This window comes from Nocardioides iriomotensis (assembly GCF_004168035.1).
GTDB lineage: Bacteria > Actinomycetota > Actinomycetes > Propionibacteriales > Nocardioidaceae > Nocardioides_B > Nocardioides_B iriomotensis.
This window is the reverse complement of sequence record NZ_SDPU01000030.1, coordinates 1-25,437: the sequence shown is the minus strand read 5'-3', so window position 1 is coordinate 25,437 and position 25,437 is coordinate 1. Positions and strand designations below refer to the sequence as shown.

Here is a 25,437-nt window from a genome sequence, read left to right as displayed (position 1 = left end):
TGTGACGGAGCTGGTCCACTACGCCGCCGCCGACGGCGTGGCGACGCTGACACTTGACTCGCCGCACAACCGCAACGCGCTGTCCCGGCAGCTCGTCGGCGAGCTGTACGACGGGCTCGGCCGCGCCGAGGACGACCCGGACGTCAAGGTGGTGCTGGTCCGGGCCGAGGGCCGCACGTTCTGCTCCGGCGCCGACCTGTCCGAGGCCGCCGGCGAGGGCATGGAGAAGGCGGCCGGTGTGCTGGTCGACCTCCAGCGCCGCATCGTCACGCTGGCCAAGCCGGTCGTGACCCGCGTGCACGGCAACGTCCGCGCGGGCGGCATCGGGATCGTCGCCGCCTCCGACATCGCGATCAGCGCCGCCGACGCGACGTACGCCTTCACCGAGGTGCGCCTCGGCCTCACCCCCGCCGCGATCTCGCTCACCGTCGTGCCACGGATGACCGACCGCTCGGTGGCGCTGACGTTCCTGGGCGGCGAGGTCTTCGACGGTACGGCGGCCGCGGCGACCGGCCTGGTCACCGAGGCGGTGCCCGAGGACGGTCTCGACGCCCGTGTCGCCGAGGTGTGCGCATCGCTCGCGAAGGGCAACCCGCAGGGCCTCCGCGAGACCAAGCAGCTCGTCGGCCGGCATCTCGTGCAGCGCATCGACGAGCAGGGCGCCGACCTGGCCGCGCTGTCCGCCCGGCTGTTCGGGTCGGACGAGGCCAAGCAGGCGATGCTGGCGTTCCTCAACCGCGCCAAGAAGTAACCGCCCCCGACACCGACATCGGTAGCCCGAGCGTGACCCCTGGGTCGCTGCCGGACTACCGATATCGGTATCTGTGCTCAGGTCAGCGGACGACCTTGACCTTCACCTTGTCCGTCGCGCCGTTGGTCACGGTGTTGCCGAGGTACTCGACCTTGAGCTTGTGCTTGCCGAGCTCGAGGTTCTTCACCTTGATGGTCAGCTTGCCGCCGTCCGTGGTGTCGAGCACGCCCTTGGCGACCTTGTCCTTGCCCTCGAACACCTTCACCATGCCCGTCGGCGAGGCCACGCCGGGGACCGAGACGCCGACCTTGAGCTTGGCCTTCTTGCCCAGCTCGACCTTCTTCTTGGCCTTGGCAGTCACGGCCGAGACCAGCTTGGCGACCGCGGCGTCACCGGTGCGAGCGTTGCCGGTGGCCGTGTAGGCCTGGGTGGCCGCCACCGTGAAGGCCAGCGTGCCTCCGGCGTCGGCCACGGTCGGGACGTACGTCGTACTCGTGGCGCCCGGGATGGCGACGCCGTTGCGCAGCCACTGGAAGGCCAGGCTGGGCGTCTCGGTCCAGGCACCCGGCGTGGCGGTGATCGGCACGCCGACCGCGGCCGTCGCCGGGATGGCCGGCGCGGTCGTGGCCACGGGTGCCGGCGCCGGGCCGTCGAAGTTGAAGTTCTTCACGAGGTCGCTGCTACCGACGGAAAACACCCCGGACCCGCTGGGCGCGGTGGGCATGGCCGCGTTGCCGCCCAGCCACTTCTCCTCGCCCATGGCCGTGCCGTCGGGGCGCTCGAACTCCATCGTGTAGGTGCCCGCCGGGACGTGATCGAACGAGTAGCTCCCGTTGTAGCGCGTGTCGTCCCACTCGAAGTACTCGAAGCTGTTGTGGCTCGGCTCCCAGCGCAGCAGCCTCGCCTCGCTCTCGCCGGCGCGCGCTCCCGACACCGTCCCGCTGACGGTGTACATGGTCGGGTAGGACACGTCGGCCCGGACCGTGCCGCCGTCCGTCACCTCGATGACGCCGGCGTGGCTGAGGGTCTCCGGGAGCGCCCAGGCGTCCCCGACAGAGTTGTCCGGTAGGCGTGAGCCGTAGACCTCGACGGCGTACTTGCCCGGGGCGACGGTGAAGCTGAACGTCTTGTCGGGCGACGCCGCCGAGATGAAGTCATACGTGACGTACGCAAAGCGCTTGCCGACCGCGTCCCACTTGTACAGGTCCGCGTAGCCGTACGTGATGGGCCGGTTCGCAGCCGTGATGGTGCCGGTGATGGTGCCGTCGGCGGCGTGGGCCGTGGTGCTGCCGACCATGACGGCTCCCGAGGTGATCAGGAGCAGGGCGGTGGTGCGTCCCACCAGCGTGCGAGCACGCGTCATGAAGGTTTCCCCCTTGTGTCCAGGCGCAGAGTGTCTGCGCGGCGTGGGGAACGTAACGGGAAAACCGGACCAAGCGGGCCGAAATTTCGCGGATCGTCCCGACTGGCAACAAGCAGTCCCGTCAGCCGGGTCGGACCGGGCGTCAGTTGCCGGTGATGATCCCGTTGGTCGACGGCTGGTACGGGTTCAGGCCGTGGTCGATGGAGTACTGCTTGAGGTAGCCCTCGCGGCCGAGCACCTTGATCCGCTCGTTGATCTTCGCGGCCTCGGCGCGCTCCACGGCGATCTGCGCCTCGGCAGCGGCCTCGCGGGCGGACGCCTCGGCCTCGGCGGCCTTCGCCTTCGCCACCGCCTCCTGCTGCTTGACCAGGGCGTCCTTGATCGCCTGCGGCGGCTCCGGCTTCTGCAGCGTGATCGCGAAGTTGAGGAAGAACTCCGTGTCGCCGTCGGTCTGCCGGTTGACGAGCGTGGGCAGCTGGTCGAGCACGTCCTGCTCCCAGTCGGCCTTCTTGGTCGGGTCGGTGTAGAGCTCGGTGTAGGTGTAGTTCTGGCCGGCCCGGTCGATCGCGGTGTCGAGCGGACGCGCGATGTAGACGTTGAGCATCTGCCGCCAGCCGTCCGAGCGCTGCCCGTCCTCGGTCATGTACGCCTGGTAGCGGTTGCCGATCAGCTCGTGGAAGCGCTGCAGTGTGCCGCCGGTGTACCGCGACTCACCGATCCTGATCGGCTCGCAAGCGGTGTTGAGCAGGAAGTTGGTGACGCCCTCGACCGCCATCTCGATGCCGTCGCGGGTGACGAACGTGATCTGCCGGCCGTCGCTGCCGGGGTCGGCGTCGAAGACGAAGTTGGTCTGCGACGACGGGTACGCGAAGTGCGAGTCGCCCGGACCGTCGAAGACGCGGTTGGAGGGCGCGATGCAGTCGGAGAACCGCTTGCTGGAGAAGGCGCCGCCCTTGTAGTGCAGCGCGACCTGGTCCGGCCCGGTCGACGCCGTCGACGGCCGCACGAACAGCAGCACGATCAGGGCTGCCACGATGACGCCGATTCCGGTGACGACCACCCGGGCCGCGCTCTTCGCGCCGGACCTCACCTTGGGCAGGTTGACGCTCACTCGAGCTCTTTTCGTTCGTAGGTGCGGATCTCGTCGACGATGATCGTGGCGAGCGTGCTGTCGAGCTCGCGGTGGTCCCAGGCGGTGTCCTTGATCCGGCCGACGAGCGCGCGCAGTCCGAGCACCTCGCGGCGTACCGCCTCGACCGCCTCGGCGTCGACCGTCGCCTGCCCGGCCGCACCCCGGCCGAGCGCGTAGCCCGCGACACCGGCGACGGCGGCGACCACGAGCAGCAGCACGAGAAAGATCGGCGTCATGGCCCGCCCCCTTCGCGACCGATCACCGGATGGTGCGGGAAGGCTATCCCAGCAGTCGGTCCCGGGCGCGATACTGACGCGCATGAGGTCGGACGCGTCCCTGGTCGAGGAGTACCTCGACGAGCTGCCGGACAACCGTCGCGAGGCGATCAGCACGATCCGCGACGTCGTCAACGAGCACCTGCCCGAGGGCTACGAGGAGTCGATGGGCTACGGGATGATCGGCTGGGGCATCCCACTCGACGTCTACCCCGACACCTACAACGGCCAGCCGCTGGCGCTCGCCGGCCTCGCCTCCCAGAAGCGCCACATGGCGCTCTACCTGATGTCGGTGTACGGCGACGCGGAGCTCGAGGCCTGGTTCCGCGCGCAGTACGCCGAGCGCGGGCTGAGGCTCGACATGGGCAAGTCCTGCGTGCGGTTCACCCGGCTCGAGCAGGTGCCGCTCGACGTGATCGGCGAGGTCGTCCGCCGGGTACCGCCCGCGGAGCTCATCGCACGCTACGAGGCCGCCCGGGCGTCGACCCGCACGGGTCGTTGACTCACGGACGAATCCCTGGAAACCCCGCGAATCATCGCCGGGGCCGCGGGTAGACTCTCGCTCTTGCCCGAATCCGCACGACGTTCGGGTATCGAGGCACACACGAGCACAACCAGGGGAAGCGTGAACCACGGGTCTGTCGACCAGATCGCTCCTCCCGTCGACGGCGACGTCGACGAGGCGGAGCGCGAGATCGCCCACGAGCAGGCGTTCGTCGACCGCGTCTACCGCCAGCTGGAGACGTCGACGAGGAACGCCGAGGCCCTGGCCCGCGAGGGCCACGGTCGCGGCACGCTCGGCCACGACGGTGGCCTCGTCGAGCGCGACGCGATGGTGTTCCAGGCGGCCAAGCGGATCGCCACGCTGAACGCCGCTCACGAGGGCCTGGTCTTCGGCCGGCTCGACCTCGACGAGACCAAGGTGCGCGCCGACGGACCGCGCTACATCGGCCGCATCGGCCTGCGCGACGAGAACCGCGACTCGCTCCTGATCGACTGGCGTGCGCCCGCGGCCGCTGTCTTCTACCAGGCCACCGCCGCCGACCCGCAGGGCGTCGTACGACGCCGCGTGCTGCGCTGCGCCGGTGCCCGCGTCACCGCCGTCGAGGACGACCTGCTCGACCCCGAGGCCGACGGCGCCGGCGACCTGCCGATCGTCGGCGAGGGCGCCCTGATGGCCCAGCTCTCCCGCGCCCGCGACCGCACGATGCACTCCATCGTCGCGACGATCCAGGCCGAGCAGGACAAGGCGATCCGCGCGCCCAGCAAGGGCGTCGTCACGATCAGCGGCGGTCCCGGCACCGGCAAGACCGTCGTCGCGCTGCACCGCGCGGCGTACCTCCTCTACTCCGACCGTCGCCGCTACGAGACCGGCGGCGTGCTCGTCGTCGGGCCGTCGGGCGTGTTCATGCGCTACATCGAGCGGGTGCTGCCGTCGCTGGGTGAGACCGCCGTCGCACTGCGCTCGCTGGGCGAGGTCGTCGACGGCGTGCGGTCCGGCCGCCACGACGCCCCGGCCGTGGCCGACGTGAAGGGTGCCGCCCGGATGGCCGAGCTGATGCGACGGCTGTCGCGGCAGGCCGTGCCGGGCGCTCCACACGAGTTCAGCGTGTTCTACCGCGACGACCGGCTCACGCTGAGCGGCCGCGACCTCAACCAGCTGCGCCGCCAGCTGCTGTCGCAGGGCAAGCGCAACCGCCAGCTCCCGCGCGTGGCCTCGACCCTGCTCGACGCGCTGTGGCGCCAGGTCACCGGCGAGCGCGGCCGGGCGCGCGGCAAGGACGAGTTCGTCGACACCATGCTGGGCGACCGGGCGTTCGTGGAGTTCGCGCTGACCTGGTGGCCGGCGCTCGACGCGACCCACGTGCTGCGCTGGCTGCGTGACGAGGAGCTGCTCGGCCGGGTCGGCGAGGGGGTGCTGTCCCCGGAGGACCGGGCGCTGCTCACCGCCTCGTGGACCGGCCGCGACGACCGAGACTGGTCGGTCGAGGACGTCGCGCTGCTCGACGAGCTGCGCTACCTGCTCGGCGACGCCCCCGAGAAGCCCCACGAGGACGACCCGCTCGCGCACCTCGTCGACGAGAACATGCCCGAGCTCACCACGATCACCGACCGTGAGTTCTCCCGCGGACCGGCCTCGACCACCCGCACCGAGGACGACGGCTACGCCCACGTGCTCGTCGACGAGGCGCAGGACCTCACCCCGATGCAGTGGCGCATGGTCGGCCGCCGCGGCCGGATGGCGACCTGGACCATCGTCGGCGACCCGGCGCAGTCGTCCTGGCCGGTGCCCGCCCACGCCGCCCGGGCCCGCGAGGAGGCGCTCGGCGACAAGCCTCGCCACGAGTTCCACCTGTCGACCAACTACCGCAACAGCAAGGAGGTCTACGACTTCGCCGCGCGGTACGCCGAGCGCGTGGGCCTCCACGCCGACCTGCCGCAGGCGGTCCGGTCGACCGGCGTCGGGCCGGAGGAGCGGGACGTCGACGACCTGCACGACGGCGTGCGCAAGGCTCTCTCCGAGCTGTCCGGCGCCGTCGAGGGCACGGTCGCGGTCGTGGTCCCGGTCGAGCGCCGGGCCGAGGTCGCCGGGTGGCTGGAGTCGTGGACCGAGCACGCCGACGACACCCGCGGCGACGCGCGCCACGAGGCACGGATCGCGGTGCTGACCGGTCTCGACACCAAGGGCCTGGAGTTCGACGGAATCCTCGTCGTGCAGCCCGAGGAGATCGAGCGCGAGTCGGCGACCGGCCGCGCCACGCTGTACGTCGTCTACACCCGGGCCACGCAGCGGATGCTGACGGTCACCACCACGCAGTCCCGCTGACGACGGGATAGCGGCTGCGGCCGACGCGGGCGTCCGCGATCAGCCGCTCGGTCTCGCCGTGACCCAGCACCCCGCTGCTGCTCCACCCGTCGCGGTGAGTGGTGATCGCCGCGCCGCCGAGGTCGATCCGGACGAAGCCGCCCTCGATCACGTGCCACACGGCGTCGTCGATCTCGCGCAGGAAGTCCGACGACCCGGAGTCGCAGGCGTCGCAGTAGCAGTCGACCTCGAGCGCCGCCACGGGTGGGTCGCCGGCGCGCACCTCGAGCGCCGCCGGGTGCGGGACCAGCAACATCGTGAGGGCACCGGGTGCACCCGGGACCAGCCGGATCCCCTCCGCCTCGTCGCTGCGCGCGGCCAGCCCGACCGTCACCAGCGCCCGCGCCCAGGCCTCGCCCCGGTCCCGACCGATCAGCCAGCGCTCCGGCTCGGTCACCCGCGAGTACGCCTCGTCCGGCACCTGCCGGTCCGGCCACGGGTCCGGCCAGTCCGCGTGCGTGCGGACGACCGCGAACTGCTCCTCCAGGTCGCGGGCCAGCTCCTTCCTCACGTCGGTCACGACCACGACGCTAGGCCGCGGACGCCCGCCGCGCCCGCGAGTTTCCGCGGTGATACGGGCCGGGTCGGTGCGGCCGAGGACCCGTAGGCTTCCGGCCATGGACGACGCCACCACCCCCGCCCGGGCCGCGCTCGACGCGATCATGGGGCACGAGGCGTGGGCGATCATCCGCCGCTCCACCCGCGTGGGCGACCGCGACACCGTCGGCCTCGTCGGCGGCCGCCGCTGGGTGGCCGAGAGCATCGCGGACATCCCGCTCGAGCAGGGCGTGCCGGCGCCGGGACGCCGGTGCGACCGCCTCGTGGCCGTCCCGTTCCGGCAGGTCGCCGAGCGCCGCTTCGAGGCGCACGACGACGGCACGCCGCTGGTCGTGGTGGACGTCGAGGACGAGTTCGAGTGCACGGTCGCCGACGCGCTCGCGATGTTGCCCGACGTACCCGTCGAGTTCACCGACCGCGGCGGCTTCGAGATCGACGACGACGCCTACGCCAAGATCGTCGCCGCGATCATCGGCGACGAGATCGGCTGCGGCGAGGGCGCCAACCTCGTGATCGGCCGGCACTACCGCGCGGTGCTCGCCGACTGGAGCGCCGACGTCGCGCTGACGGTGTTCCGCCGGCTGCTGGAGCGCGAGCGCGGGTCGTACTGGACGTTCTGCTTCTTCACCGGCGACCGCTACCTCGTCGGCGCCAGCCCCGAGCGGCACGTCAGCGTGCACGGCGGCCCCGACGGCGGGGACGTCCGGATGAACCCGATCAGCGGCACGTTCCGGCTGCCCACCTCGCCGGTCGCCGCGGCCGACGGCGAGCCCACGCCCGACCTCAAGCGCAACCTCCTGTCGTTCCTCAAGGACGAGAAGGAGATCTACGAGCTCTTCATGGTGGTCGACGAGGAGCTCAAGATGATGTGCGACATCTGCCACGAGGGCGGCCAGGTGCTCGGTCCGTTCCTCAAGCCGATGTCGCACCTGGTGCACACCGAGTACCTCCTGGCCGGCCGCACCCGCCGCGACGTGCGCGAGGTGCTCCGCGACACGATGTACGCCGCGACCGTGACCGGCAGCCCCGTCGAGAACGCCTGCCGGCTGATCAAGCAGTACGAGCCCGGTGGCCGCGGCTACTACGGCGCCGCGCTGGCGATCTTCGGGCGCGACCCCGAGGGCTACCCGGTCGTCGACAGCCCGATCGTGATCCGCACCGCCGACGTCGACCTCGACGGCCGGCTCACCGTGACGGCCGGCGCGACGCTGGTGCGTGACTCCGACCCGGCGTACGAGGTCGCCGAGACGCACGCGAAGGCCGGCGGCATCCTCAGCGCCTTCGGGCTGCGCCCGGCCGCGCCGACCCCGTCCGCCGACGTCGCGCAGCTGGTCAACGACGAGGACGTCCTGGTCGCGCTCAACGCGCGCAACCGGAGGCTGTCGACGTTCTGGCTGACCGACCAGGCGGGCGCCCCGCCGGACCCGCGGCTGCGCGGCAAGCGGGTGGTCATCCTCGACGGCGAGGACGACTTCGTGAACATGCTGCGGCACGTCCTGTCCGTGCTCGGCATGTCCAGCGACGTGGTCCGGCACGAGGAGTACGCCGCCGGGGCGCTCGACGGCTACGACCTGGTCGTGGTGGGTCCGGGGCCGGGCGACCCGCGCGACGACGACGACCCCAAGATGGTGCGCCTGCGCGCGGCCGTCGCGGAGCTGATGGAGCAGGGCCGGCCGTTCCTCGCGGTGTGCCTCGGCCACCAGGCGCTCTGCCACCACCTGGGCATCCCGTTGACGTTCAAGGACATCGTCTTCCAGGGCACCCAGTCCACGGTCGAGATCGACGGCCGGGCCGAACGGGTCGGCTTCTACAACACGTTCGTCGGGCGGGTCGGCGGCGTGGACGGCGCCACGTCGCTGCCCGACGGGGTGAGCGTCGAGACCGACCCGGACACCGGAGACGTGCACGTCGTGCGCGGCCCGCACTTCCGCGGCATCCAGTTCCACGCCGAGTCGATCCTCACGGAGCGCGGCTACGACCTTCTGCATGACCTCGTGCGCGACCTGTTGGCATGATCTGCAGGTGACCAGGCGCGTGCTCGTGGTGGACCACCACGACTCGTACACCTGGAACCTCGTCCACCTGGTCGCCCAGGTCGCGGGCGCCGTACCGGACGTGGTCGAGCACGACGACGTCACCGCCGACGCCGTCCTCGCCGGCGGCTGGACCCACCTCGTCCTCTCACCCGGGCCCGGCACCCCCGACGACGCGCGGGACTTCTCGGTCGGCCGCCGGCTGCTGCTCGAGGCGACCGTGCCGGTGCTCGGGGTGTGCCTCGGGATGCAGGGCCTGGTCTCCGCGTACGGCGGTCGGGTCGGCCGCGCGACCCCCGCCCACGGCGACGTCGCGGCGGTGCGCCACGACGGGACCGGAGCGTTCGCCGGCCTGCCGTCGCCGTTCGACGCGGTGCGCTACCACTCGCTCGCCGCGCTCGAGGTGCCCGGCGTGCTGGCCGAGAACGCCTGGTGCGACGGCCCGGACGGGCCGGTCGTCATGGGCGTGGCCCATCGCGCGAAACCCTTGTGGGGCGTGCAGTTCCACCCCGAGTCGGTGCTGACCGAGCACGGCGCCGCGCTGGTCGCGAACTTCCTGGAGCTGTCGTGACTGCCGAGCACACCGACCCGGTCGAGGCCTTCCTCGCCGGCGCCGCCACGCACGACCGGATGTTCTGGCTCGACGGCGGCGGCGCCCGCCCGTGGTCCGGGCACCGGTCGCTGCTCGGCTTCCTCGACGAGGACGACGTGTCCCTCACCTACGACGCCGGGGCCCGCGAGGTGCGGCGGCACCAGCGCGGCCGGTCCGTCGTGGTCGGCGACGACGTCTTCACGGTCCTGGCCGGGGAGATCGCCCGGGACGGTGGCGCCCCGGACGTGTCGTGGGTGGGCTACCTCGGCTACGCGTCGCGGCCCGACCTCCCGGCGCGCCCCGCGGCCGACGTACCGGACGCGGTGTGGATGCGCGTGCGCGACCCGCTCGTGATCGAGCACCAGCTGACGGCGGAACCCACCGGTGCGGTCGACGCGGGCGACGAGCCGACGCCCGGCTGGTACGCCGAGGCGTTCGCCGCCGTCCAGGAGGAGCTGCACGCCGGCAACTCCTACGAGGTCAACCTGACCTACCGGGAGGAGCGGGCGTCGTCGGTCGACCCGGTGACGGCGTACCTCGCGCTGCGCGCCGCCAACCCGGCGCCGTACGCCGGCTTCCTGCGCCACGGTGACGTCGCGCTGCTGAGCTCGAGCCCCGAGCGGTACGCCGTCGTCGACCGCCAGCGGTGGCTCGAGACCAAGCCGATCAAGGGCACCACTCCGCGCGGGACGGACGCGGCCGACGACGCGGAGCAGGCGACGCGGCTCGCGGCCGACCCGAAGTTCCGGGCCGAGAACCTGATGATCGTCGACCTGCTCCGCAACGACCTCTCGATCGTGTGCGAGCCGGGCTCGGTCGAGGTGCCCGCGCTGATGCAGGTCGAGTCGTACCCGTCCGTCCACCAGCTCGTCTCGACCGTCCGAGGACATCTCCGCGACGACGTCACGACCGTCGAGGCGCTGCGGGCGCTGTTCCCGGCGGGGTCGATGACAGGCGCGCCGAAGCTGCGGACGATGGAGATCATCGACCGGGTCGAGGAGTCGCCGCGCGGGGTGTACGCCGGGGCGTTCGGCTGGATCTCCGGCGACGGCCGCGCCGACCTCGGTGTGGTGATCCGGAGCCTGGTCGCCCGCCGCACGAGCGACCGGGACGGCGGAGAGTGGGCCTACACGTGGGGGACCGGCGGCGGCATCACGGTGCGCTCCGACGGCGACGAGGAGTGGGCCGAGACCCGCTGGAAGGCCGCCCGGCTCCGCGCCCCCCTGATTCCGTGAGGGGTCGGCTTCTTCCGCCTCGTGGCACCCCACACGCCGACGCACAGCGGCCGGCCCTCGCGCGGGGATCGCGCGAGGACCGGCCGGCCGAGATGGCGAGGAGTCAGTCCTGGTGGGGGTCCTGAAAACTGACTCCTCGCGGATCAGCTGGCGGCCTGGCCGCCGTCGCTGTCGAGGGCCGCGTGCAGGGTGATCGGCTTGGTGTTGCTGGTGTCGTTGCCGCTGCCGCGCACCACGGTGAGCGTGACCTGGTCGCCGGGGCGGTAGCCGCGGATGGTGGCGACGAGCGACTCGCTGTCGGAGATCACCTGGTTGTCGACCTTGGTGATGACGTCGCCGCGCTCCAGGCCGGCCGCCTCGGCCGCCGAGCCGCCGGACACCGACTGCACGCCGGCGCCGGTGAGCAGGCCGTCGTTGCTGGACGCGTCGGCCACGGAGACACCGAGCCGGGCGTGGGTGGGCGTCTCGCCGTTGCGGAGCTGGTCGACGATCGGCATCACCTTGTCGATCGGGATCGCGAAGCCGAGCCCGATGGAGCCGGCCTCGCTCCCGGTCATCCCGGAGGACGCCGTACGGATCGACGAGTTGATGCCGACCACGTCGCCGCGCATGTTGACCAGCGGGCCTCCCGAGTTGCCGGGGTTGATGGCGGCGTCGGTCTGGACGGCCGGGTACGTCGTGTCGGTGCCGCCCGTCTCGCCGGCGGACACCGGTCGGTTGAGCGCGCTGACGATGCCGGACGTCACCGTGGCCTCGAGGCCGAAGGGGGAGCCGATCGCGACGACGTTCTCGCCGACGGCGAGCTGTCCGGAGCTGCCGATGGTGGCGGGGGTGAGACCGGAGACGCCCTCGGCCTTGATCACCGCGATGTCGGTGAGCGGGTCGGTGCCGACGACCTCGGCCTTGGCGGTGCTGCCGTCGTTGAAGTTCACCGAGATGGTGCCGCCGTCGCCGGCCACCTCGACGACGTGGTTGTTGGTGAGGATCTCACCGTCCGCGCTCAGGATGATGCCGGAGCCGGAGCCGGCGCCCTGCTGCCCGGTCACGTTGATCTTCACGACCGACGGGAGGACGGAGGCGGCGACCTTCTCGACGGAGCCGTCGGCCGCGGTGGAACCGGTGGACCCGGCCGAGTCCGTGGAGCCGGTGGAGCCGGTGATCGCGGTGCGGGTGTTCCCCGCCGAAGATGGCGCCTGCTGCGCGCCACCTCCGGCGAGGTCGTCCACGGCGGAGTACCCGGCGGCGCCAGCCAGCCCGGCGAGTCCTCCGACGACGAGAGAAGCCGCGAGGATCCCCGCGACGACTCCCTTGGTCGGGCGAGAACCTCCCCGCGCCGGCGGCGCGGCAAACCCCGGGAGCTCGTACCGATGGGTGGTCGTGTCCGGCCCCTGCGGGGGAGACTGCATCTGGAGCGTGTCGCCGGTCTCGGGTCCGGCGTCGGGGCCCGGCTGCGGGCGGGGGGTCTCGGTCATGGTTCGAGGATGACGAGCCGACCTGAATCCGCGCTGAGAGGCGGCTTTGACGTTGGTTTGATGTCACAACCAGCGTCGATCCACCCGGGGTACGGCGGTCAGGGCGTGGTGACGACGTCGCTCGGCGCGCTGTCGGGCGCGGTCGTCGAGCCCGGGAGCGACAGCCAGAACGCCGCCCCGCCCTCGGGCTCGGCGCGGCCCGCGCGGACCGACCCACCGTGCCGTTCGGCGATCTGCCGGACGATCGCGAGGCCGAGCCCGGAGCCGGGCAGGGTGCGTGACTCCTTCGACCGGTAGAAGCGGTCGAACACGTGCGGCAGGTCCTCGTCGGTGATGCCGTGGCCCTGGTCGGCGACCCGCAGCACGCCGTGGTCGAGGGTGACCGTGACGGCGCCGAGCGGCGGGCTCCACTTCGCCGCGTTGTCGAGGAGGTTGGTGACGGCGCGTTCGAGCGCGGGCGCCTCGCCGGTGACCCACCACGACTGGGCGTGCACGTCGAAGTGCAGGCTCGACGCCCGGCGGCGCACCCGCTCGACGGCCCGGGTCACGACGTCGGCCAGGTCGACCGGTTCGACGGCGGCCGGCGTGCTGTCCTCGCGGGCGAGCTCGGTGAGGTCGCCGATCAGGTTGGTGAGCTCGGCGATCTGGAAGCGCACGTCGTCCATCAGCTCGACGCGGGACTCCGGCGACAGGCCGCCGCGCTGGTCGGCCTGGGCGAGCAGGTCGAGGTTGGTGCGCAGCGAGGTGAGCGGGGTGCGCAGCTCGTGCCCGGCGTCGGCGACGAGCTGGCGCTGCCGGTCGCGGGAGGCGGACAGCGCGGCCAGCATGGCGTTGAACGCCGAGGCGAGCCGGGCGATCTCGTCGTTCCCCTCGACCTCGATCGGGTCGAGCTGCTCGGTGCGGGCGATCTCCTCGGCCTTGGCGGTCAGCCGTCGTACCGGCCGCAGGCCGTTGCGGGCGACCGCCCAACCCGCGAGCGTCGCGGCGATCACGCCGAGCGCGCCGAAGACGAACAGCACGAAGCCGAGCTTCTCCAGCGTGTAGTGGTTGCTCTCCAGCGACTGCGCGAGCACCAGCGCGACACCCGGCTCGTTGCTGGGCACGGCCGCGACCCGGAAGTCGCCGTCGGCGGTGGTGATCGTGCGGCAGGTCCAGGTCTGCTCGCCCCGCGCGACCGAGAGCTCGGGGCCGCCGAGCGTGATCGGCGCGCCGCCCTGGGACCGGGTGCCGTCGATCTCGCCGGAGGCGCTGATCGTGCCGATCCGGATGTCGGCGGCACCGACGACCCAGGACGGCACCTCCTCGCGGGTGAGCCGGTTGATCGCGCTCGACTGCGCGGCGGCCAGCGCGCGGCTCTTCAGCGAGTGGTCGAGCGTGTCGAGGAGCTGGTGCCGGACGGTGACGTACGCCGCGACGGCGAGCGCGGCGACGGCGAGGCCGACGGCCATGGTGGCGAGCAGCGTGACGCGGCTGGCCAGCGACCGCCGGTAGTGCCACGACCGGGGGCCGGGGACCACCATCAGGTCTCCTTGAGGACGTACCCGACGCCGCGGACGGTGTGGATCAGCCGGGGCTCGCCCTCGGCCTCGGTCTTGCGGCGCAGGTAGCCGACGTAGACCTCGAGGGAGTTGGCGGTGGTGGGGAAGTCGTAGCCCCACACCTCCTCGAGGATGAACGCCCGCTCCAGCACGCGGCGCGGCCGCTTGAGGAACATCTCGAGCAGCGCGAACTCCGTACGGGTCAGCTCGATCGGCCGGTCGCCGCGGCGCACCTCGCGGGTGGCGACGTTGAGGGTGAGGTCGGAGAACGACAGCCGGGCGTCGTCGAGGTCGTCCTCGCCCTCGGGCGCGTGCGCCCGGCGCAGCAGCGCGCGCAGCCGGGCGAGCAGCTCCTCGAGCGCGAACGGCTTGGTCAGGTAGTCGTCGGCCCCGGCGTCGAGACCCTCGACCCGGTCGCCGACGGAGTCGCGGGCGGTGAGCACGAGGATCGGCAGGTCGTTGCCGGCGGTACGAAGCGCGCGGGTCGTCTCGATGCCGTCGAGCCGCGGCATCATCACGTCGATGACCAGGGCGTCGGGGGTCCGGCCGGCGATGCTGGCCAGCGCCTCGGCTCCGTCGCTGGCGAGCGTGACGTCGTACCCGTTGAACTCGAGGGAGCGGCGCAGCGACTCGCGGACGGCGCGGTCGTCGTCGACGACGAGCACGCGCGCGAGGGACTCGGAACCGGTCGGCACGCCCCCACTGTGCCACCCCGACCTGAGTCGGCGCTGAGAAGTCAGGAGCCCGTCGTGGCGGCGACGGCGAGCTGCTCGACGAGGCGTTCCATGCGGACGACACCCACGAAACGACCCTGGCCGTCGAGGCAGAGCACGGGGTCCCAGCGCTGCGCGGCGGCGCGGTTGAGCGCGCGGTGCGCGGCCTCGGCGACGGGGGTGTCGACGTCGATCCGCAGCAGGTGGTCGGCTGCGGTGGCGTCGGACGTGCCGGGCACCGGCGGCTCCGGCTCGACCAGCAGCCGCAGCGTGTCACCGGTGCGCGCGCGCTGGAGCGTGCGGAGGTGGTCGCGGGCCTCGGCGGAGACGTCGGACCAGCCGGGCGTGGGCCGGCCGAGGAGGTAGCCCTGGGCGAGCGGTACGCCGATCTGCCGGAGCGTGCCGAGCTCGCCGGTCGTCTCGACGCCCTCGGCGAGCACCCAGGCGTCGAAGCGGTTGGCGAAGGCGCCGAACATCTCGACGAGCGCGCGGCGGGGCCGGTCGCGGTCGATGCCGGCGACCAGGGTGCGGTCGAGCTTGATGATCTCGGGACGCACGCTGATCAAGTGGTGCAGGCCGGCGTACCCGGCGCCGGTGTCGTCCACGGCGATGACGCCGCCCGCGGAGCGCAGCCGCTCCAGCTCCGCCGCGAGGACCCCGTAGTGCTCGACGCGGGAGTGCTCGGTCAGCTCGACGACGACGCCGTCGAGGGCGGCGGCGTCGGCGAACGCGTCCCGGACCGCCGGGTGCGGCAGCACGGCGGGGGCGACGTTGACGGAGAGGAAGGTGCCGGCGGGCAGCTCGCGGCGCGCGTCGAGCGCCAGCCGGATGGCGAGCGCCTCGAGCTCGGCGCCGCAGCCGTGGGCGTGCGCCGCGTCGACCCACTCGGCGGGCGAGTTGACCGCGTGGCCCGGGAAGCGCAGCAGCGCCTCGTGGCCGACGACCTGGCCGCGCTCCAGGTCGACGATCGGCTGGAAGTGGATCGCCACGCCCTCGCCGCGCAGCGCCCGCGCGAGCATGCGCACCCAGTCGGTGGCGTACCGCGGCGCGAGCACGGACATCGGGTGCCCCCTGCTTCCGGGTGGGCGGGAAGGCACGTCGCGCGCTCCCTCGGTCCCGACCATGGTCCCAACTTCCGAGGCGGTGCGGACGCTTTTCGGACCAAATGTCCAGTTTCGTGGACCGATGGTCCGCCGGCGTCGCGGACGGTTCAGAGGAGCGACCGGGCGGCCTCGCCGGCGCGGGGTCCGTAGCCGCCGCCGAAGAGGCAGGCGTGCACGAGCAGCGGGAAGAGCTGGTGCAGGGCGACCCGGTCGTGCCAGCCCTCGGCGAGCGGAGCCGCCTCGTCGTAGGCGTCGAGCACCCGGGGCAGCTGGGGCACGCCGAACAGCGCCAGCATGGCGAGGTCGGTCTCGCGGTGGCCGCCGTGGGCGGCGGGGTCGATGAGCCAGACCCGGTTGTCGCCGGACCAGAGCACGTTGCCGCCCCACAGGTCGCCGTGCAGCCGGGCGGGAGGCTCGTCGGGGCCGGCGAGGTCGACGATCCGGCGGACCACCGACTCGACCGCGCCGGCGTCCTCCGGGCTGACGTGGCCGCGGTCGCGGCCGAGCTTGAGGTAGGGGAGCAGCCGGCGGGTGGCGTAGAACTCGGGCCAGGTCGGCGCGCTGCGCTGCGGCAGCGGGAGGGTCCCGATGTAGCCGTCGCCGCCGGACTCGGTGCCGAACACCGGGCTCCCGGCGGCGTGCGTGGCGGCCAGCGACCGGCCGAACCGCTCGGCCGCCTCGAGGGTGGGCCGGGTGCTCTCGACCCAGGCCAGGACGAGGCAGTCCTCCTCGGCGGCGAGCACCTCGGGTACGTCGACGCCTCCGCCGGCCGTGGCCTCGCCGAGCCAGCGGAGCCCGGCCGCCTCGGTGGTGAAGAAGTCGGCCGGGGCGTGCGGCCGGGTCTTCATCAGGGCGCTGCGGCCGTCGGAGAGCCGCAGCCGGGTGGACGTGCAGATGTCGCCGCCGGCGACCGGCGACGTCGCGGCGACCGCCGTACCGAGGAGGGCCTCGGCGCGCTGCGCGATCGCGCCCATCCGCGCCACGTCAGCCGCCCACCACGCGGATCAGGTCGGCGACGATCGCGTCGCTGGTGCGTTCGACCATGGCGAGCACGGCCTCGAAGCCGTCGTCGCCGCCGTAGTAGGGGTCGGGTACCTCGCGGTCGTGGTCGCCGCCGCTGCGGGGGTCGAAGTCGCGGAACATCAGCAGCCGGCCCTGGTCGTGGTCGACCGGCCGCAGCGCCTCGAGGTCCGCGAGGTTGTCGGCGTCCATCGCCAGCACGACGTCGGCCTCGGTGAACCAGGTCTTCTCGAACTGCTGCGCACTGTGCCGGCTCGCGTCGTAACCGTGCGCGGTGAGCAGCGAGGCGGCCCGCCGGTCCATCGGGTTGCCGACGTGCCAGTTGCCGGTGCCGGCGCTGACCACCTCGACGACCCGCTCGAGGCCGGCGTCGGTCACCCGGTCGGTGAGCACGACGTCGGCCATCGGGGAGCGGCAGATGTTGCCGAGGCAGACCACGGCGACCCGGTACGGCGTACCGGACCCGTCCGGCCGTGGTGGGGGCAGCGACGTCACGGTCAGCCCTTGTCCGGCAGGACCAGCTCGAGCACCCAGGTCGCGATCGTGATGATGATGGCGCCGAGCACGGCCGTCCAGAACCCGTCGACGTGGAAGCCGAGGCCGAACGCCTGGGCCAGCCACTCGGTGAGCAGCAGCATGAGGGCGTTGATCACGAAGAGCAGCAGGCCGAGCGTCAGGATGATGAACGGCAGCGACAGCAGCTTGACCACGGGGCTGATGATCGCGTTGACGACGCCGAAGATCAGCGCGACGAGCACCAGGGTGATCACCTGGTCCTGTCGGGTGTCGCCGGTCACGCTCATCCCCGAGAGCAGGGCGGTGGCGGCCGCCAGCGCGAGCGCGTTGACGGTGACCCAGATCAAGAACCTCACAGTGGCGATACTGCCAGGTCGGTGCGCGAGCGCTACTGCTGAAGCAATCGATACCCTGACGGCTCGGAGACCTTTCGAGAGGCGGGAGGAGTCGCCGTGGCCGACCTCGGGGCGCCGCGCGTGCTCGTCGTGGAGGACGACGCCGACATGCGGCGGCTGGTCGTCGACGTGTTGCGGCACCTGCTCGGTGCTGACGTGGTCGAGGCGCCCGATGCCGAGACCGGGCTCGCGCAGGCCCGGGCCGACCTGGACCTCGTCGTCACCGACATCGACCTCGACCCGCAGGGCATGAACGGCCTCGCGCTCGCCGCCGAGGTCACCGCGCGGCATCCGCTGGTGCCGGTGCTGGTGCTCAGCGGGCACACCAGCTTCGACAACGCGGTCACCGCGCTGCGGTCGGGCGCCGCGGAGTTCCTGGCCAAGCCGGTCGACCCGCGCCGGCTCGCCGAGGTCGCGCGCACGCTCGTCGACCGCCGCCGTGCCGCGCTGGCGGCCGCCGCGCCGCTGAAGGTGCTCGCGATCTCCGCGCACCCCGACGACGCCGAGCTGGGCGTGGGCGCCACGCTCGCCCAACACGGTCGCTCCGGCCACTTGGTGACGATGCTGGTCCTGTCCGGAGGAGAGGTCGGCGGCGTCCCGACCGCCCGCGCGGCCGAGGCCGCCGCCGCGGCTCACGTGCTGGGCGCGACCCTCGTCCACGAGAACCTCCCCGACACCGCCATCAGCGACGGCCAGCCCACGGTCGGCGTCATCGAGACGGTGGTGAAGGAGCTCGAGCCCGACGTGGTCTACCTGCACGCCGCCGAGGACACCCACCAGGACCACCGGGCCGTGCACCGGGCCGGCCTCGTCGCCAGCCGCGGCGTGCCGACGGTGCTGTGCTTCCAGAGCCCGTCGGCGACGGTCGACTACCGACCGGGGCGCTTCGCCGACGTGACCGCCACGATCGACCTCAAGCTCGAGGCGCTCCGCTGCCACGAGACGCAGTCCCACGCGAGGTACATGGACCCGGAGCTCGTCCTCGCGACCGCCCGCTACTGGGGACGCTTCGCAGGAACGCGGTACGCCGAACCGCTGGTCGTGACCCGCGACGTCGCCCGGGCCGCGCGCTCGTGACCTCACCGGCCGACCCCGACCGGGAGCGCGAGGACGCGCTGCTCGACGCGGTCGGCGCGCTGCTGCGCAGCAACGATGACCTGGCCTCCTTCGCCGCCCGGGTCGCGCACGACCTCCGTTCCCCGCTGGGCGCGATCATCGGCCAGCTCCAGCTCGCGGACGGCCTGCTCGACCCGGATGTCCCGGAGCGAACGCTGGCCGCGGTCCGGGCCGCGCTCGGCGCCGCGGAGCGGATGCGCAGGACCGTCGACGACGTGCTCGCCTACGCCACCCTCGACCTCCGGCCGCGCACCGAGCCGGTCGACGTCGCCGCCGTCGTGCGGCAGGTCGTCGGCGACCTCGAGGCCCGCATCCGTGAGGCCGGCGGGACCGTGGAGGCCCCAGCGTCCCTGGTCGTCGACTCGGACCCGACGCTGCTCGCGATGCTCGTCCAGAACCTTGTCCAGAACGCCCTCGTCCACGCGGGACCCGCTCCGCACGTCGTCGTCGACGTCGGCACGGTCGACGACGCCGGCTGGTGGCTCGAGGTGCACGACGACGGGCTGGGTGTGCCGGCCGACAAGCGCTCCTGGGTGTTCGAGCCGCTGGCCCGCGGGTCCGGTGCCTCCGGCTCGACCGGCACCGGCCTTGCCACGTGCGCCCGCGTCGCCGAAGCGCTCGGCGGCACGATCGCCGTCGGCGACTCCCACCTCGGTGGCGCGGCGTTCCGGGTCGCCGTACCGGCCGTCCTCCCGCGCTGACCCACCAACGGAGGACGGGCCCGCTCGACTCGATCGAGCGGGCCCGTCTGTGTTCCCGAGTCCCCCATTCCCCCCACCCTTGTGCCCCCACTGGTGGCCCGTCGGTCAGGTGTCCCCTCGCGACCGCCGGTAGAACCATGGTCGCCTCTTCGAGGCTCAGCGCAACGTACAAAACGTGCAAATCGGACAGTCGAGGAAAGGTCCGACCGTTCCGGCAGACCGGGGTGACCCGGTCGGGCTACGAGGACTGGCCCGGTCGCTCCGTCGGCGGCTGCTTCGGCGTGGCCGGCGAGCCCACCAGGCGGGACAGGTCCGCCACGGCCTGCGGCGACGGGGAGGCGGCCTGCTTGTTGGTCGCCGCGACCTCCTCGAGGAGCTCCTGCCGGCGGACCGGGACGCTGCGCGGGGCGTCGACGCCGATCCGGACCACGTCCCCGCGGACCTCGAGCACGGTGACCACGACGTCGTCGCCGATCACGACGCTCTCGCCGAGGCGACGGCTCAGCACCAGCATGGGTTGGTCCTCCTGGGCGCGGCAGGGGTGCGAGCCAGTAACGGTACCCGTCCGGAGGCGCCGGCGCGCGCGGACCGCCGCAGCGGCCGCGCCCGAGGTTCAGGCTGGGTCAGGCCGAGGCGCCGGCGAGCGGAGCCTTGATCGGCAGCTCGAGGTCGTCCAGCACGACCTGCGCAGCCCTGCGGGTGCGGTGGTTGACCAGCACCGGCGCGAGCAGGTTGGCGGTCGCGTCCTCGGCCGTCTCGCCGAGCGTGACCACGACCAGCGTGAGCAGGTCGTCCTCGCTCTCGACCCCGAGCATCGCGACGGTGCTGTCGTCGACCTCCGGGCCGTAGTCGGCGAAGAACACGTGCGGCGGGACCACCACGAAGCTCACGGCCGGGTCGTCGACCGAGCGCAGGTCGCAGACCGTGCCCTCGTCGTCGAGCCGGGCGAGCGCGAACCGGGTGTGGTCGGGGAACCCGACGAACGGGTGCACCATCTCCAGCACGGGGATCTCGCCAGACACGGTCGCGTCCTCCTGGGTCGTCTGCGTCGAAGTCGTCATCTCGACGGTTGCCACGGCCGTCACCGCAGGAAGTCCAGCAGCGAGGGCTGCAGCACGCGGGCGGTCGCGCCCAGTGCTGCCTGGTAGGCGACCTCCTGCATCTGGAGGTCGACCACCGCCTTGGCGATGTCGACGTTCTCCACCTCGGAGAGCGCCGCCGTGCTGGTGAGGTTGGCGTCGGTGAGCGTGCTCATCGCCGTCTCGACCCGACCATAGCGGGTGCCGACGTCGGCCAGCGCGGTGCGCATCGTGGTCGCGACGGCGTCGAGCTTGTCGAGGTCGCCACCGAGCTGGGTGGGGTCCCCGGTCAGGTTGCCGATCGCGCCGGTGAGGACGTTGAACAGGTTGTCCGCGCCGGTGCCGAAGGCGTCGGGGCCCGCGACGTTCACCTTCACGCTGATGCCCTGGCCGACCGTGCGGTCGACCTCGTTGGCGTCGCCGACGAACGAGCCGTCGGGCTGGTAGGCGACCGGGTTGTCCGACGTACCGCCGAACAGCGAGCGGCCCATGTGCTGGGTGTTGGCCATGGTGAGCAGCGACTCCCGGATCTGCGTCAGCTCGGTGGCGAGGGCGGTGCGCGCCTCGGGTCCGGCGGAGCCCGTGGACTTGCCCTGGAGGATGAGCTCGCGGGCCCGGCGGACCTGGTCGCTCATGGACTGCAGGGTGCTGTCGGCCTGGCCGAGCGCGGCCAGCCCGTCGGAGGCATTGCGCGAGTACTGCGTGTCGGCGGACATCTGGGCCCGCAGCCGCATCGCGTCGTTGGTGCCCGTCGGTGAGTCCGACGGCCGGTTGATCAGCCGGCCGGTGGACAGCTGCTCCTGGGTCCGGGCCAGGCGGCCCATCCCGGTGTTGAGCGCGGTGAGGGAGCGCTCCATCATCAGTCGCTGGGTCACACGTGGTGTCGTCGTCATCGCAGCAGGCCCGTCCGGTTGATCAGGGTGTCGAGGACGGAGTCGATCGTGGTGAGCACCCGCGACGCTCCTTCGTAGCCGCGCTGGGCGGCGAGCAGGTTGACCATCTCCTCGTCGATGCTGATGCCGGACAGCGCCTCACGGGAGGCGTCGACCTGGGAGACCAGCACCGACTGGTTGGCGGCCCCGCGGTTCGCGGAGGAGATGAGGACGCCGGTGGTCGTGATCAGCTCGCGGTACGACCGGCCGCCCATGTCGAGGCCGGCCAGGGCGGTGGCGTTGCTGCCGTCGAGCTTGCCCTTGGTCGGGTCGCCGGCCGCGACGTCCTTCGGGTCGATGATCGCGACGGTCAGCGTGGCGGCCGTCGTCCCCGCGAAGAACGGTGCGCCCGCGTCGCCGTCGAGGTCCCTGCCGAGCGCGTGCTGGGTGTTGGTGTCGCTGACCAGCTGCGCGACGAACGCGTCGAGCTTGGTGAGGTAGTTGGGCAGGTCGGTGTTCATCACGCTCTGGATGCCGCCGACCTCGCCGGCGGTCAGCGTCACCGCCGTACCGCCCACAAGGAGCTGCACCGGGCTTGCGGCAGCGTCGGCCAGCTCGGTCGCGCCGGTGACGGTGACCGCGGCGGCGACGTTGCCGGTGACCAGCGGCTGGCCCGCGACCGTGACGTCGACGGTGGTGTCCGGGTTGATCGTGATCTTGCTGCCGGTGAGCTCGGCGAGCCGCATCGTGAGCAGGTCGCGCTGGTCGAGCAGCACGCCGGCGTCGGTCTCGGCGACGTAGGAGCTGCGCAGGCCGTCGTTGACCTTGGCCAGCTCGGCTGCGACCTGGTTGACCTCCTCGGCGGCGGCGGAGAGCCGCGACCGCTGGTCGGCCCACTCGGTGCGGACCGCGCGGTCCTGGCCGGAGATGGCGGCGCGCAGGGTCTCGGCGCGGGCGAGGAGCTGGGCGCGGGCGGCGGAGTCGCCGGGGTTGTTGGCGACGTCGTGCCAGCCGGCCTGGTACGACGCCAGCGCGGCGGCGACGCCGTTCTCGCCCGGCTCGGCCAGCGCGGTCTCGAAGCGGTTCAGCGAGTCGACCCGGGCGTCCAGGAACGAGGACGCGGAGTGCTCCAGCCGCGCCCGCGCGTCGAGCAGCGGGTCGACCATGCGCTTGATGCCGCCGGGCTGGACGCCGTCGCCGCTGTTGAGGTCCCAGCGGGACCACATCGCGGGGACGGCCGGGGCGCCGGTCGCCTGACCGACGACCTGGCGACGGGCGTACCCCTCCGTGCCGGCGTTGGCGACGTTGCCGCTAGCCACGTCCATCGCGACGCGGTTGTAGCGCAGCGCGGACAGTGCCGTGTTGAAGGAGGAGAAGGTGCCGGACATGACGTCAGATGCTCCGGTCCAGGAGCGAGGCGCGGCGGGTGGCCGCGGTCGGCGTGGCCAGCGCGCCGTCGGCGCCGTACGTGCCGGCGCCGTCGGAGAGGGAGAGCAGGGTGGCCTGCGCGGCGTGGTAGCCGGCGGTCAGCAGCTCGCGGTTGGTCTCCGACATCGCGGAGATCTCCGTCGCGACGGTGGTGAAGGCCTCGCGGTGGTCGAGCCAGATGCTGCGCCACGGCTCGTCGCTGGCGGCGGCGATCTCGTGGAGGCTCGGGTTGGGCTCCAGGCCGAGCTGCTCGGCCACGGCGTCGAGCTCGAGGGCGCGCAGCACCTCGATCTCCCGGATGCGGTCGAGCACGCGCTCGACCTCGCGGGCGGCGGTGGCCAGCCAGTGGGTACGTCCCCCGGCCAGAACCAGCTGCTCGACCTCCAGCTTGTACAGGAGGGTCTCGAGAAGCTCACGCTCGCGCCAGAGAACCGAGGAGAGGTCTTCCATCGACATGGTGCAGGCCCTTCGGGCTGGTGATCCTGGTGAACAGAGTTGCGACGCCCCCTGCTGCTCCGAGCCCGTCGTGGTGACCGGGACAGGTGACGACCCAGTACCGATCGGCGCGCTGCGCGAGCCTCTGAGCATTTCCTGGCACCGAAATCCGTCCAGTTTCCTGAACGGCCGAGACCCGTATGGCCCACTAGGACTACTCCGGGGGTGACTCCGCCCGACCATTAAGCCAGCGACACGGACTAAAAGTTGAAGCTGCAGTAAAGCGGGGCACGCCGGACACCGAGAACCTCGTCGTGCTCCCGATGAACTCCCCTGCCGCTGCCGCTCCGGCCGCCGTGCTCGACCGTGACTCCCAGGTCACTGGCTCCGTCCAGGAGGTCGACACCGACGCGCTGGTCCGCCAGACCCTGCCCCTGGTCGGTCACATCGTCCGTGACATGGCCACCCGCGTCCCAGGCCACGTGGCCCGCGAGGACCTGATGTCCGCCGGCATGATGGCGCTGGCCCAGGCCGCCGCCGCCTACGACCCGGCCCGTGGCGTCAAGTTCTCCAGCTACGCCGCCACCCGCATTCGCGGTGCGATCGTGGACGAGCTGCGCAGCCTCGACTGGGCCTCCCGCTCGGTCCGCCGCCGCGCCCGCCAGGTCGACGAGGCCCGCAACACCCTGGCCGTCACTCTCGGCCGCGTCGCCACCGACGCCGAGGTCGCCGCCGCCCTGGGCATGGGCACCTCCGAGCTCGCCGCCCACCAGGACGACCTCTCCCGCGCCTCCGTGATGTCGCTGGACGGCTTCGAGGACGGCACCGCCGAGGACCTCCTGCCCTCCGCCGGGCCCACGCCGCTCGACGTACTCGAGGACCGTGAGCGTCTGGCCTACCTGCACGACGCCGTCGACCAGCTGCCCGAGCGGCTCCAGGTCGTCGTGCGTGGCTACTTCTTCGCCGAGCGCCCGATGGCCGAGATCGCCGCCGAGCTCGGGGTCACCGACTCGCGCATCTCACAGCTACGTGCCGAGGCCGTCCAGCTGCTCCGCGGTGCGCTCACCGCGAACCTCGACACCGAGCTCCACCAGGAGCCGGCCAAGGCGGGCTGCGCCGCCCGTCGCAAGGAGGCCTACTACGCCTCCGTCGCCGGGCACCGCTCGTTCGCGTCGCGGCTGACACAGACGGCCTCCGAGGTCGTCGCGACCGCCTGACCCCCGGCTGGTCGAGTCTGTCGAGACCACTCGACCCCGGCTGGTCGAGCCCGTCGAGACCACGACGTCCCCGCCTGAGCGCTGCTCCAGGAGCGCATCGGGCGAAACGGACAAAAAAACCACTCAGATCCCTTCAGGTCCGGGGCCACCCGGCCGAAGTCATCATCAGCGCGGCTCATGGAGGAGCCGCCGACCCGCTTCAAGGAGGAAAATCAAATGGGTCTTCGCATCAACCAGAACATCGACGCCTTCAACTCGTACCGCAACCTGTCGGTCACCCAGGGCCAGATGTCCAAGTCCCTGGAGAAGCTGTCCAGCGGCTTCCGCATCAACCGCGCTGCCGACGACGCTGCCGGCCTCGCGATCTCCGAGGGCCTGCGCTCGCAGGTTGGTGGCCTCAAGGTCGCGGCTCGCAACGCCCAGGACGGTGTCAGCCTCGTCCAGACCGCTGAGGGTGCGCTCACGGAGGTGCACTCGATGCTGCAGCGGATGAACGACCTGTCAGTTCAGTACGCCAACGGCACCCAGAACACGGAGTCCAAGCTGGCGCTGAAGCAGGAGTTCGACGCCCTCAAGACTGAGGTCGGCCGGATCGAGACCAACACCAAGTTCAACGGTGTCGCCCTGTTCGGCAACGCCACCGGGACCCCGGCCGGCACGGTTTCCTTCCAGGTCGGGTACGCCGGCGCGGACACCATCTCCGTCGACCTGTCCTACAAGCCCACGACCGACACAACCGCGCTTGACATCACGGCTGCGAACGCGAGCGACGCCGTGCAGGCTGCGGTCACCAAGGTCTCCTCGGCTCGTGCGAACCTGGGAGCGATCCAGAACCGGTTCGAGCACACCATCAACAACATCAACGTCGCGGTGGAGAACCTCTCGGCGTCGGAGAGCCGGATCCGCGACACCGACATGGCGTCGGAGATGGTCAGCTTCACCCGCGCGCAGATCCTGTCCCAGGCCGGCACCGCGATGCTGGCCCAGGCCAACCAGGCGCCGCAGGGCGTCCTGCGTCTGCTCCAGT

Annotated in this window: 26 protein-coding genes; 10 read left to right on the top strand and 16 right to left on the bottom strand. The window is 72.2% G+C overall.

The window, feature by feature from the left end; translation table 11 throughout:
* Position 1: 1 nt before the first annotated feature.
* Positions 2–751: an enoyl-CoA hydratase-related protein gene (locus ETU37_RS16920; RefSeq protein WP_129988532.1), complete on the top strand. Its 750-nt coding sequence runs from the start codon at positions 2–4 to the stop codon at positions 749–751.
* Between the two features lie 82 nt (positions 752–833).
* On the opposite strand, the gene ETU37_RS16915 is transcribed toward ETU37_RS16920, so the two are convergent.
* The 3 genes from ETU37_RS16915 to ETU37_RS16905 form a co-directional block, all read right to left on the bottom strand.
* Positions 834–2,114: an Ig-like domain repeat protein gene (locus ETU37_RS16915; protein WP_129988531.1), complete on the bottom strand. Its 1,281-nt coding sequence runs from the start codon at positions 2,112–2,114 to the stop codon at positions 834–836.
* Positions 2,115–2,256: 142 nt separating this feature from the next.
* Entirely contained in the window at positions 2,257–3,225 is a 969-nt protein-coding gene (locus tag ETU37_RS16910; protein ID WP_165372573.1) for an SPFH domain-containing protein, read from the bottom strand.
* Positions 3,222–3,482, bottom strand: coding sequence for a hypothetical protein (locus tag ETU37_RS16905; protein ID WP_129988529.1), 261 nt, complete (start codon positions 3,480–3,482; stop codon positions 3,222–3,224). The genes ETU37_RS16910 and ETU37_RS16905 overlap by 4 nt, the downstream gene beginning before the upstream one ends.
* Positions 3,483–3,564: 82 nt before the next feature.
* Here ETU37_RS16905 and ETU37_RS16900 point away from each other — a divergent pair, with 82 nt between their 5' ends.
* Positions 3,565–4,023 (top strand): DUF1801 domain-containing protein, encoded by a 459-nt coding sequence (locus ETU37_RS16900; RefSeq protein ID WP_129988528.1) that lies wholly within the window; start codon positions 3,565–3,567, stop codon positions 4,021–4,023.
* Between the two features lie 123 nt (positions 4,024–4,146).
* On the top strand, positions 4,147–6,348 hold the full coding sequence (locus tag ETU37_RS16895) for a HelD family protein (RefSeq protein ID WP_240755792.1): 2,202 nt from the start codon (positions 4,147–4,149) through the stop codon (positions 6,346–6,348).
* Here the strand turns inward: ETU37_RS16895 and ETU37_RS16890 are convergent.
* Positions 6,326–6,907, bottom strand: coding sequence for a DUF6226 family protein (locus ETU37_RS16890; RefSeq protein WP_129988527.1), 582 nt, complete (start codon positions 6,905–6,907; stop codon positions 6,326–6,328). The two genes, ETU37_RS16895 and ETU37_RS16890, sit on opposite strands and share 23 nt — an antisense overlap.
* A gap of 97 nt (positions 6,908–7,004) precedes the next feature.
* Between ETU37_RS16890 and ETU37_RS16885 the strand changes: the two genes are divergently transcribed.
* From ETU37_RS16885 to ETU37_RS16875, 3 genes are read left to right on the top strand one after another with little or no spacing between them, the layout of a single operon-like run.
* Positions 7,005–8,960: an anthranilate synthase family protein gene (locus tag ETU37_RS16885; RefSeq protein ID WP_129988526.1), complete on the top strand. Its 1,956-nt coding sequence runs from the start codon at positions 7,005–7,007 to the stop codon at positions 8,958–8,960.
* A gap of 7 nt (positions 8,961–8,967) precedes the next feature.
* A complete protein-coding gene (locus tag ETU37_RS16880; protein ID WP_129988525.1) occupies positions 8,968–9,549 on the top strand; it encodes an anthranilate synthase component II in 582 nt (193 codons plus the stop codon).
* Positions 9,546–10,805, top strand: a complete 1,260-nt coding sequence (locus ETU37_RS16875) for an anthranilate synthase component I family protein (RefSeq protein ID WP_240755791.1) — start codon at positions 9,546–9,548, stop codon at positions 10,803–10,805. Before ETU37_RS16880 ends, ETU37_RS16875 begins: the two co-directional genes overlap by 4 nt.
* Before the next feature lie 143 nt (positions 10,806–10,948).
* Here ETU37_RS16875 and ETU37_RS16870 read toward each other — a convergent pair whose 3' ends face one another.
* The 7 genes from ETU37_RS16870 to ETU37_RS16840 form a co-directional block, all read right to left on the bottom strand.
* The gene (locus ETU37_RS16870; RefSeq protein ID WP_129988524.1) at positions 10,949–12,277 is read right to left on the bottom strand and encodes a S1C family serine protease; all 1,329 of its coding nucleotides are present in this window, start codon (positions 12,275–12,277) and stop codon (positions 10,949–10,951) included.
* A 98-nt stretch (positions 12,278–12,375) separates the two neighbouring features.
* Entirely contained in the window at positions 12,376–13,797 is a 1,422-nt protein-coding gene (locus ETU37_RS16865; RefSeq protein WP_129988523.1) for a sensor histidine kinase, read from the bottom strand.
* Positions 13,797–14,510, bottom strand: a complete 714-nt coding sequence (locus tag ETU37_RS16860) for a response regulator transcription factor (RefSeq protein ID WP_129988522.1) — start codon at positions 14,508–14,510, stop codon at positions 13,797–13,799. The genes ETU37_RS16865 and ETU37_RS16860 overlap by 1 nt, the downstream gene beginning before the upstream one ends.
* A 41-nt stretch (positions 14,511–14,551) precedes the next feature.
* Complete coding sequence (locus ETU37_RS16855; RefSeq protein WP_129988521.1) at positions 14,552–15,589, bottom strand: EAL domain-containing protein; 1,038 nt, start codon at positions 15,587–15,589, stop codon at positions 14,552–14,554.
* A gap of 149 nt (positions 15,590–15,738) precedes the next feature.
* Complete coding sequence (locus tag ETU37_RS16850) at positions 15,739–16,605, bottom strand: fructosamine kinase family protein (RefSeq protein WP_338068621.1); 867 nt, start codon at positions 16,603–16,605, stop codon at positions 15,739–15,741.
* Positions 16,606–16,615: 10 nt separating this feature from the next.
* Positions 16,616–17,146 carry a low molecular weight protein-tyrosine-phosphatase gene (locus ETU37_RS16845; RefSeq protein ID WP_240755790.1) on the bottom strand — a complete coding sequence of 177 codons (531 nt, stop codon included), beginning with the start codon at positions 17,144–17,146 and terminating at the stop codon, positions 16,616–16,618.
* 2 nt (positions 17,147–17,148) lie between these two features.
* Entirely contained in the window at positions 17,149–17,523 is a 375-nt protein-coding gene (locus ETU37_RS16840) for a phage holin family protein (protein WP_129988519.1), read from the bottom strand.
* Between the two features lie 96 nt (positions 17,524–17,619).
* On the opposite strand from ETU37_RS16840, the gene ETU37_RS16835 reads away from it, so the two are divergent.
* Positions 17,620–18,639, top strand: coding sequence for a PIG-L deacetylase family protein (locus tag ETU37_RS16835; RefSeq protein ID WP_129988518.1), 1,020 nt, complete (start codon positions 17,620–17,622; stop codon positions 18,637–18,639).
* A complete protein-coding gene (locus tag ETU37_RS16830; protein ID WP_165372572.1) occupies positions 18,636–19,379 on the top strand; it encodes a sensor histidine kinase in 744 nt (247 codons plus the stop codon). Before ETU37_RS16835 ends, ETU37_RS16830 begins: the two co-directional genes overlap by 4 nt.
* 238 nt (positions 19,380–19,617) lie before the next feature.
* Here ETU37_RS16830 and csrA read toward each other — a convergent pair whose 3' ends face one another.
* The 5 genes from csrA to ETU37_RS16805 all read right to left on the bottom strand — a co-directional run bounded on the left by csrA (position 19,618) and on the right by ETU37_RS16805 (position 23,214).
* Positions 19,618–19,893 (bottom strand): carbon storage regulator CsrA, encoded by a 276-nt coding sequence (gene csrA / locus ETU37_RS23870; RefSeq protein WP_129988516.1) that lies wholly within the window; start codon positions 19,891–19,893, stop codon positions 19,618–19,620.
* Positions 19,894–20,002: 109 nt separating this feature from the next.
* Positions 20,003–20,401: a flagellar assembly protein FliW gene (gene fliW / locus ETU37_RS16820; protein ID WP_240755789.1), complete on the bottom strand. Its 399-nt coding sequence runs from the start codon at positions 20,399–20,401 to the stop codon at positions 20,003–20,005.
* Positions 20,402–20,460: 59 nt separating this feature from the next.
* On the bottom strand, positions 20,461–21,333 hold the full coding sequence (gene flgL, locus ETU37_RS16815; protein ID WP_165372571.1) for a flagellar hook-associated protein FlgL: 873 nt from the start codon (positions 21,331–21,333) through the stop codon (positions 20,461–20,463).
* A gap of 14 nt (positions 21,334–21,347) precedes the next feature.
* A complete protein-coding gene (gene flgK / locus ETU37_RS16810) occupies positions 21,348–22,718 on the bottom strand; it encodes a flagellar hook-associated protein FlgK (RefSeq protein ID WP_129988514.1) in 1,371 nt (456 codons plus the stop codon).
* Positions 22,719–22,722: 4 nt separating this feature from the next.
* Positions 22,723–23,214, bottom strand: a complete 492-nt coding sequence (locus ETU37_RS16805) for a flagellar protein FlgN (protein WP_129988513.1) — start codon at positions 23,212–23,214, stop codon at positions 22,723–22,725.
* Positions 23,215–23,516: 302 nt separating this feature from the next.
* On the opposite strand from ETU37_RS16805, the gene ETU37_RS16800 reads away from it, so the two are divergent.
* A complete protein-coding gene (locus ETU37_RS16800) occupies positions 23,517–24,410 on the top strand; it encodes a sigma-70 family RNA polymerase sigma factor (RefSeq protein WP_129988512.1) in 894 nt (297 codons plus the stop codon).
* 216 nt (positions 24,411–24,626) lie between these two features.
* The coding region (locus ETU37_RS16795; protein WP_129988511.1) for a flagellin N-terminal helical domain-containing protein at positions 24,627–25,437 on the top strand (811 nt) is incomplete at its 3' end.